11 protein-coding genes are annotated in these 8,911 nt (G+C 38.1%); 1 reads left to right on the top strand and 10 read right to left on the bottom strand.

From position 1 onward, the window contains the following. The 9 genes from BLV55_RS14595 to BLV55_RS06955 all read right to left on the bottom strand — a co-directional run. The coding region (locus BLV55_RS14595) for a hypothetical protein (RefSeq protein ID WP_176968313.1) at positions 1–639 on the bottom strand (639 nt) is incomplete at its 3' end. Between the two features lie 145 nt (positions 640–784). After that, the gene (locus tag BLV55_RS06990) at positions 785–1,624 is read right to left on the bottom strand and encodes a YihY/virulence factor BrkB family protein (protein ID WP_093312764.1); all 840 of its coding nucleotides are present in this window, start codon (positions 1,622–1,624) and stop codon (positions 785–787) included. A 199-nt stretch (positions 1,625–1,823) separates the two neighbouring features. Then, a complete protein-coding gene (gene pyrE, locus BLV55_RS06985; protein ID WP_093312762.1) occupies positions 1,824–2,384 on the bottom strand; it encodes an orotate phosphoribosyltransferase in 561 nt (186 codons plus the stop codon). A gap of 1 nt (position 2,385) precedes the next feature. Then, complete coding sequence (pyrF, locus tag BLV55_RS06980) at positions 2,386–3,111, bottom strand: orotidine-5'-phosphate decarboxylase (RefSeq protein WP_242870062.1); 726 nt, start codon at positions 3,109–3,111, stop codon at positions 2,386–2,388. Between the two features lie 10 nt (positions 3,112–3,121). Further along, positions 3,122–3,670, bottom strand: a complete 549-nt coding sequence (pyrR, locus tag BLV55_RS06975) for a bifunctional pyr operon transcriptional regulator/uracil phosphoribosyltransferase PyrR (RefSeq protein ID WP_093312760.1) — start codon at positions 3,668–3,670, stop codon at positions 3,122–3,124. A gap of 174 nt (positions 3,671–3,844) precedes the next feature. Beyond that, positions 3,845–4,537, bottom strand: a complete 693-nt coding sequence (locus BLV55_RS06970) for a HesA/MoeB/ThiF family protein (protein ID WP_093312758.1) — start codon at positions 4,535–4,537, stop codon at positions 3,845–3,847. A 134-nt stretch (positions 4,538–4,671) separates the two neighbouring features. Then, a complete protein-coding gene (locus tag BLV55_RS06965) occupies positions 4,672–5,100 on the bottom strand; it encodes an FMN-binding protein (protein ID WP_093312756.1) in 429 nt (142 codons plus the stop codon). A gap of 220 nt (positions 5,101–5,320) precedes the next feature. Further along, positions 5,321–6,025 carry an OmpA/MotB family protein gene (locus BLV55_RS06960; protein WP_093312755.1) on the bottom strand — a complete coding sequence of 235 codons (705 nt, stop codon included), beginning with the start codon at positions 6,023–6,025 and terminating at the stop codon, positions 5,321–5,323. Beyond that, positions 6,009–6,827: a motility protein A gene (locus tag BLV55_RS06955; protein ID WP_093312753.1), complete on the bottom strand. Its 819-nt coding sequence runs from the start codon at positions 6,825–6,827 to the stop codon at positions 6,009–6,011. The genes BLV55_RS06960 and BLV55_RS06955 overlap by 17 nt, the downstream gene beginning before the upstream one ends. A 215-nt stretch (positions 6,828–7,042) precedes the next feature. Here BLV55_RS06955 and speD point away from each other — a divergent pair, with 215 nt between their 5' ends. Continuing rightward, the gene (gene speD, locus BLV55_RS06950) at positions 7,043–7,855 is read left to right on the top strand and encodes an adenosylmethionine decarboxylase (protein ID WP_093312752.1); all 813 of its coding nucleotides are present in this window, start codon (positions 7,043–7,045) and stop codon (positions 7,853–7,855) included. Positions 7,856–7,880: 25 nt separating this feature from the next. Here speD and BLV55_RS06945 read toward each other — a convergent pair whose 3' ends face one another. Next, a complete protein-coding gene (locus BLV55_RS06945) occupies positions 7,881–8,882 on the bottom strand; it encodes a carbon-nitrogen hydrolase family protein (RefSeq protein WP_093312750.1) in 1,002 nt (333 codons plus the stop codon). Positions 8,883–8,911: the final 29 nt, after the last annotated feature.

The raw sequence follows: 8,911 nt of genomic DNA, 5'->3' as shown, positions 1-8,911 counted from the left end.
TGATTCCACTGTATCCGGCTCTTCCTCTGTCTCCAATTCTTCTATTAGTTCTTCCACAGCTTCCTCTTCACTTGTTTCTTCTTTTATTTCTTCCGATACTTCTTCCTCTTCTTCCAACTCCGTTTCCATTTCTTCTGGGATCGGCTCTATTTCTATTTCCGGCTCTGGTTCCTGTTCTATTTCAGGTTCTTCAGAAGCACTAAGAGCTGATTTTAATTCTTCTCCTGTATCCGACTCATTATCTATGTACATCATTTCATTCTCACCAAGATCACAGGAAAATGACTTTTCTTTTTCTTGGCATAGAACCTTTACATCATCCTCTTGTTTCTCCGATGTTCCTACTTTTTCATAGCCATCACTCATGTTCCTTTGCATGCTCTCATTAGCAGGTTCAAGGATGGATGACATTGGTAGCTGAGAGCCAATGACCAACGCAAGCAATCCCATCATCACCAAAATCGTTAAAGGCATAAAATATTGAATCATGACCGGAACCAGTATTGCTAATATAAAACTGGTCAAGATCCATTTTTGAAACATACCAGCACTCTCTTTTGTCATTTTTTTCCGCCTCAACCAAATAACAACAAAATAGAGCAGTGATACAATGATTACTGCCATGTAATAGGGAATCATATCTAACTCTCCCGTCTATGAATGATATTCAATACTCCGTATCAATTCATTATACCGTTATTCCTTTAATCATTCTACATTTCTTAAAAAAATCCTTCATTTATTTTCTTTTTTTAATCAAACGACTCATCATATCGTCATATTGTCAAAATTTCGTTTCATGATACCATCCATTTATTTCTGCTCCTATCAACGCAACGATACTGCTTAAATAGAGCCAGGTTAATAAAATAATAATGGCACCAATACTCCCATAAGTAACGGTATATCGACCGAAGTGATTAACATAATAGGCAAAACCAAAGGAAAATAGTACCCAACATACAGTTGTAAAAACAGCGCCCGGCAAGGTTTCCTTAATTTTGATCGTTACATTAGGACTGAATTTGTAAAAGGAAGAAAACACAAACACCATGACAACCAGCGTTAAGGCCGTTCTGGAAACTTGCCATACGTCCTTAAAGAATTCTGATATTCCTATCCACTCAAATACATAGTTGCCAATTACTTCTCCAAAAACGAGCGTCATCAAAGAAATTACTATCAATAAAGATAAGGCAATGGTAAATAGCACTGCCAAACTTCTAATTTTCCAAAAGGGTCTGTTCTCCGCTGAGCGATAAGCTTTATTCACACCTTTGATCATCGCTGCAACACCGTTGGATGCAATAAATAAAGTAGTTATCATTCCTGTCGACATAAGTGTTCCTCTTCTTGCGTTTAACATGTCTTCCACATTTGAAAGAACCATTTCAAAAGCTTCCTCCGGCATAAAGGGTCGCAGCTGTAAAATCACTTCTTCGTCCAGTAGGGGTGTATAACTAATTACAGTCACCAAAAAGATAAGAAATGGAAAAAAAGATAAGATCAAATAATAAGTAGATTGTGCCGCCAAAGCTGTCACTTCATTTTCTTTTATTCTTCTCAATAGCATTTTTATTTCTTTAGCACGCCTTGATTCACGTATTTCTCGAAGCCACTCCATAAAAATCCCCCCTCATAACCAGGATTCTTAGCTACCATCCTGTTTGAAAACTAATCTTCACAATGGTTGATACCCTTAATTTCAACTCTTATTCGTCACTAAAGAATCACTCACATAAAAGGAGCTACTGATTAAATGTGAGAAAACACATATCAACAACTCCTTTTATTTTCATTATGAAATTATATCATCGTTTCATTTAGCGACTTCCCGGCTTAACCGGTTGACTTTCTTTGCAGAGAGGACAATCATCAGATGGATACGTTTCCACTTCCAGCGTAATTAACGAAACCGGTGGAGTTTCCAAGACGTGATTTCCACCACTTCGATCTACTAAAACAGCAACATCAGCAATAATTCCTCCCGCTTTTTTAACCAAATCTACTACCTCCTGTACAGAACCTCCTGTAGTAATCACATCTTCTACCACCAGCACACGAGATTCTGGCGCTATTTCAAAGTTTCTCCTTAAGGTCATTTCTCCTTTTTCTCTTTCTGTAAAAAGTGCCGGAATCCCTAATTGTCTTCCCATTTCATAAGCAATAATGACACCTCCCATGGCTGGACCAACAACTAAATCATATTTACCTTCCAGCTGCTTTGCCAGATGAGCCACCAGCTTCTCAGTAGCCTTTGGCTCTTTAAGCACTTGAGCGCACTGAATATATCGATTGCTGTGTTTTCCTGAAGTCAGTAAAAAATGACCTTCCAACAATGCGTTCGATTCTTGAAAAATAGTAATAATTTCTTCCATTTTCATATTAACCCTCCATTTCTTTTAAGACAAGTTCGGCGCTTTCCCCTGGACTTTCAGACTGTGTGATCGGTCTTCCAATAACTAGATGGGTTGCTCCTTTCGCCAAAGCATCAAAAGGTCTCATAATTCTCTTCTGATCGTTTGACGCACTAAAAGAAGGACGAATTCCCGGCGTTACAATAAGAAAATCATCGCCACATTTTTCTTTTATTCCTTCCGCTTCCTGAGCCGAAGCTACCACTCCATTCAACCCTGCATCTTTAGCCATCTTTGCCCAAGCCGACACCTTGTCACTTATCCTTGATTCAAAACCTAATTCTTTTTCAAATATTTCTTGATCAATACTCGTTAATACGGTTACCGCTATTAGTTTTGTAGGTGTACACTGAAGCTTATTCGCAATCTCCAGGTTAGCGTCAGCAGCTCTCTTCATCATTTCCAGCCCCCCTGACGCGTGCACATTACACATATCTACACCAAGCTTTGCAACGCTTTTAACAGCTCCTGCCACTGTGTTGGGTATATCATGAAATTTCAAATCTAAAAAAATCTTTTTATTCTTTTGTTTTAGCAGTTCTATCACTTTAGGACCTTCTGCATAAAACAGCTCCATCCCTACTTTATACCAAATAACATTTTCACCAATTTTTTCTGTCAGCTCTCCAACCTCTGAAACCGTATTAACATCTAGTGCCACAATTAAGCGATCTGCATTTTTCATTTTTTCCATCGTCTCCTCCTTAGCCTTCATTCCCCACTATTACTACCCGGTCTTGTTCATCGATCTCCGATAGATGAACAGCAATTATTTCATCCTTTGAAGTAGGAACATTTTTGCCGACATAGTCTGCCCTAATCGGCAATTCACGGTGTCCTCGATCAACCAAAACAGCCAACTGAATTTTTTTCGCCCTTCCTATATCCATAAGCGCATCAATAGCCGCTCTGGCCGTTCTTCCCGTATATAAAACATCATCTACTAAAATAACGGTTTTATTCTCAATAGAAAAATCCAGCTCTGAATCTTGCAAGATGGGCAAATCTCCTTTTTGAGATAGATCATCACGGTAAAAAGTAATGTCTATCTTCCCCAAGGGCACTTCTACGCCTTCAAATGCTTTTATTTTATCACTTATTCGTTTAGCCAGCGGGATGCCACGTGTTTTAATCCCTACTAAGATAAGATCTTCTGTACCTTTATTTTTTTCAATAATTTCATGGGTCATACGCGTAATCGTTCTTTTGATTTTTTCCGCATCCATCAATTCATTTTTAGGTTGCCTTTGCATTCTTTTTACCTCCCTGAGCTTTTGTTAAATAAAAAAACTGCCTATCGCGAGATAAGCAGTTGACTTTCCTCATATGTTCTTTCTTTGTAGTCTCACGGTACTACATTAAAGAAATTGTTTTTTTCATCATACGCTATCCTTAGCGTACTGTCAAGAAATGAGTAGGTGCTCATTTCAAGACATCTTCAATATATGATACTCTTGTTCAAGCAAATCGATGTAAAGCATTTTGTTTCGTAAAATTTCGCCTCTTTGAATCAGTAGTTTTATGGTTTCACTTACTTGAATCGATCCTATCATCGCCGGCGTAAAAGATGGATTTCCCATCTGTTTTTCAACGCCCTGATTCTGTTCAGCATTCGAATAAACCCGATCCAGTGTTCTATCTCCCGGTAAAATGGTTACTACTTGTCCATACCAACCAGCAATAGCACCATGCACCATAGGTATCTGTCGCTTTTCTGCCACATTTTGAAGCATTAATCGTGTTTGTATCCTATCAGTTGCATCTATAAGAATCTGAGCATCTTCCAGAATTGATTCTGCATTATTTTCATCAATACGTTCTGTGATAGCGATTACTTCTACATCTGGATTAACAAGCGCTACCCGTTCTTGTGCCGCCTTAGCTTTTTTCTCTCCAATCGTAAGGGAATGAGAAAGCAATTGTCTATTCAAGTTGGTTTTATCAAAAACATCGCCATCAACCGCTATTATTTTCCCAACACCTATTCTGGCAAGCATTTCGATAATGCCTCCGCCTAATCCACCACATCCAATAACCGCCACACAAGATTGTTGGATATATTTGTTTTCATCCAGGGTTAACATATTCATATTGCGGGCATATCGCTCATCAAGATGCATTTTCGACTCCTCCTTTGTTTCATTTACGGATTCACCTTCTTCTATATACCCTTTCATAAGAGAAGCAAGCATTGATGATAGAAAAAACCCGGCAATCGCCGGGCAAGGGGGGCAAATTCATCTATTCATTTCACTTATTGCAATGCTTCTTTTGCCAACTCCACAAATTTTCCATGGCTACTGGTAGCACCACTTACAACATCAACAGCTTCCGGATCCTGTGCTGCTATTAAAGCTTCTTCTAACTCAGCAACCGCATCAACAAAGGCAATCCCAGATCCAGCTTCCATGTTAGCATTATAGTCTTCATCCTCTTTCTTACTACCACCATCTTCGTAAACCTCATTATAGTTTACAGCTACTATTTCTCCATTTTCACGAGTGATTTCAATGACCGCTTTATGCCCTCGTTCATTAAACTCCGTTTCTTCCGCTGTCAAAACTTCTACCTCACCTGCGGTTTCCTCTGTAGTCACTTCTTCTGTGGCTCCACTATCACCACAACCTACCACCATTAATGATAAAATCAAAATAATAGATACAAACAGTAAGCTTCTTTTCATTATCCATTCCTCCTAATTTCATTCAACTTTGTTAAAATGTTCTCAATGCTGAATGCGCATCATACATACTGCTGTTTCAGCTATTTTTATTATACGTTTCCCAGCAAGAATGTAAACAGAGGAAGGACATATTTGTTTTATTCGGTGATCTTTGTCCCTTAGCAATCTTTCGTTTCTGTTTCACAGGCTTATCCTTCTAAAAAAGACTTAACTATGGTGTCTACTGAGCAAGGACAGTAATCTCTATTCGCCGGTTATTCGCTCTTCCCTCCTTCGTATGATTAGTATCAATAGGATTTTGTTCGCCAAAACCAGCTACCGAAACTCTTTCTTCTGACAGATTCACCTCATAGATTAAATGCCTGGCTACGGTTGTCGCTCTGGCTGTTGACAGTTCCCAGTTTGAAGGATACCTGGCGGTTTGAATCGGTACATTATCCGTGTAACCTTCTACAATAATGGAGTTCTGAATATCTCCTAGTTTACTTCCGATCTCCTCCAGCAATTCAAATCCTTGGCTGGATACCTCGGCACTTCCGCTGGGAAAAAGAACGCTATCCTTAAACCGAATCATTAATCCTCTTTCATTTTGAATAAGTTCTACCTGATCTTCTAACTCTTTTTCTTCTAAAAAAGCTAAAAAACCTTGTCTGGAAGCTTCATCATCATTAGAGCCGAAAATTTTGTTTGCCAACTGATTCCGTTCTTCCTGCAATTGCACATTTTTTTCTTGCAGATCTTCTACCTGATCAGATAAAATTGATTTCATCTGCTGCAGGGTATGACTTTCATTGTCTGCAAAAATAAAAAACACAATAAAAAAACATAGCATAATAGTAATCATATCACTATACGTTATAATCCAGCTATTCGATAATTCTATTTCATGTTTGCTGCTTTTTTGATCATCAAACCTGAGATCCATATTGAAATGTATTCCTTTCTTTATCTTGTGTTCCCGGATAGTCTAACCGATCCTCTTCATCTAGCATAACATTCATTTTATCAAAAACATTTCGGGTTGAATCATTGGTTGCTATCATTAGAATTCCTTCCATAACAATTTGGTATCTTAAAATAATTTTTTCATTATATTCTTTGACCCTAACCATAAGGGGTACCGCTATAAAACTGGCAATCAAGCTTCCATACAAAGTGCTCACCAGAGCAGTTGCCATATGTTGCATAATGGCGTGAGACTGGTCTAAATGTGATAGCAAGCCAATCATTCCTACCAAAGTCCCTATTAACCCAAAAGAAGGTGCTACATAAGAGACAACTTTTAATAAATTATACGAGCGAAACAGGTTTGCTCTTCTTGACTCTATATCTTTTTCCATAACATCTCGAATAGCTTCCGGCTTTTTGTAATCATTTAATAAGATCAGTGCATCCCTAAGAAAAGAATTCTCTTCTTTCAAAATGTCTTTGTTGAGTGATAATAAACCTTCTTTTTTCACTTTAATAGCCGTTTGATGCACTTTATGAATATCATTTTCGTAGCGAACCGGTTCTTTGAAACTTTTTCTGATCAGATTAGCCGTATCCAGAAATGTTTGAAAAGAAAAGCCAACAATCACCGACAAAAGAATGCCGGCTAAAATTATTTCCAATGCATGCAAGTTAAACAACGCCGTTACAGCAATACTATCCACAATGGCATGAACAATCATTGCCAATAATACGATCACGATCGGTATTTTTCCATTTTTGATATACTGCTTCATTTCTTATTCATTCCTCTTTGTAGTGACTTGGTTTCTATCTTTCTTTTTCTGAATGATATCATTCACCTCTAGGCAGATTTTAACAGAAAGATTTGTAATATACCAGCCCCTTCTATTCTGAGAATGATATTTATGGTTGCGTTGAAATCTCAGCATCGTTATAATGATGTGAGAAAGACAGCAATCACTGTCTTAAGCTGAAAGGAGGTTATCCATTGAAAATTAAAGAAATAAAAAAGCTCAAGCTATATGATTTCAACAATCTTACAAAGTCATTAAGCTTTAACATATATGACATTGCTTATGCTGAAAGTTTTGAGCATCGGAAGGAATACGTTCGCTATATCGACTCTCAGTATAACGCCGAACGGTTAACGGAAATTTTGACCAACGTGACCCATATGATTGGTGCTAACGTCCTAAATGTTGCCCAGCAGGATTACGAGCCTCAGGGGGCTAGTGTCACCATGCTCATTGCTGAAGGTCCTGTAGATCACTTAGGCAAAGAGTCGGAACATTCTGCCAGCCCCCAAAAGGAGTCTGTGGTTGCCCATCTTGACAAAAGTCATGTCACCGTCCACACCTATCCAGAAAGCCATCCCTACGAAGGGGTTAGCACTTTCCGGGCCGACATCGACGTTTCTACTTGTGGTGAAATTTCTCCACTGAAAGCCTTAAACTACCTCATCAAAAGCTTTGATTCTGATATTATTACTATCGATTACCGGGTTCGGGGCTTCACACGTGATATCGACGGCAAAAAGCATTTCATTGATCATAAAATTAATTCTATCCAGAATTATATTCCAGCTAAAACAAGAAACCAGTATCAGATGATTGATGTCAATATGTATCAGGAGAGTATTTTTCACACCAAAATGATCTTACGCGAGTTTGACTTGGACAATTACCTTTTTGATACTCCTAAAGATGCTTTTTCTCCTGCTGATCGCAAGAAAATCAAAAGAAAAATTCAAAAGGAAATGACTGAAATTTTTTATGGACGTAATATTATTTCAGTAAAATAAAATCCGCCCCTGATGGCGGATTTTATTATAAGTCTTTTTTCCGTTCTGGAACAATCCCATCAACCACAACAGGTTCTGGATAAGTTTCTTTAATCTCTTTATATACGTTGTTAAACTCCATGCGATAATTAAATTCAAGAGAGTGTTTTTCTTCATAGTTTGCAATATCCAAGTGATGAATAATCAGCAGTTCTTCTCTCATATTAGATCCTTGCAGTAAGGGAAGTCCGGAAGGTGCCCACACTCCACTTCCTCCCCAGAAAAGACTTCCATTAACCTCATGGCTCCCCACACAGTTGACACCTAAACTCCACACCTGATTATAGGCCGCTTTCGAAGAATTCATTAGGTTCCATAAGTAGCCATAATAATTATCTGTTCGAACATTCATCATAGCATATTCTCTGATAGCCTGAGATCGCCATGCTGCAACGGTAATGATAGCATCCACTTCATCTACCATGGCATATTTTCTTGGCAACTCCATAAAGCAAAGATCATAGCAAGTAAGAAATCCGAATTTTCCCCAATGGGTGTCAAGGATCAGCCTTCGATCCGTACCTCTTCTAAAATAAGGAACCTCAATAGGTGTGAGAAAAATCTTATCATAAATTCGATCCAGTTCATTGCAATCGCCAACCGGATGTAAAAAATAGGTAGAGTTATAAAAATCTCCGTTAACTGGTCGGGCGTTATTAAAGATTACATATTCCAGTCCTTTTCCGCTGTCATCTAAACTGTCCCGAATACGATCTAACCATGGCTGTATTTCCTGATTCGAACAATTCCTTAGATGATCTCTGATAATCTTTGGATTTTCTGTTTCCCATAAATAACCAGAGATACATAGTTCCGGAAGAATTAAAATGTTTACCTTTTTTTCATGAGCTATTTGAATAATTTCTTCTATTTTTTTCATGTTTCTTTCTCGATTAGAAGAGGTAGTAATATTCGCCATCATAATCGTTGGGCATTTTGTATCTTCAGAGAACCAGCGCTCCACTACCTTTTTTCTTAAATCTGACATATTTTCTTCTCCTTTCTTCCTGCAACCCA

The sequence above is a fragment of the Tindallia californiensis genome (genome assembly GCF_900107405.1).
In the GTDB taxonomy this organism is placed as follows: Bacteria; Bacillota; Clostridia; order Peptostreptococcales; family Tindalliaceae; genus Tindallia; species Tindallia californiensis.
Note: the sequence above shows the minus strand (reverse complement) of the source record. Positions and strands in the feature narration are given on the sequence as shown.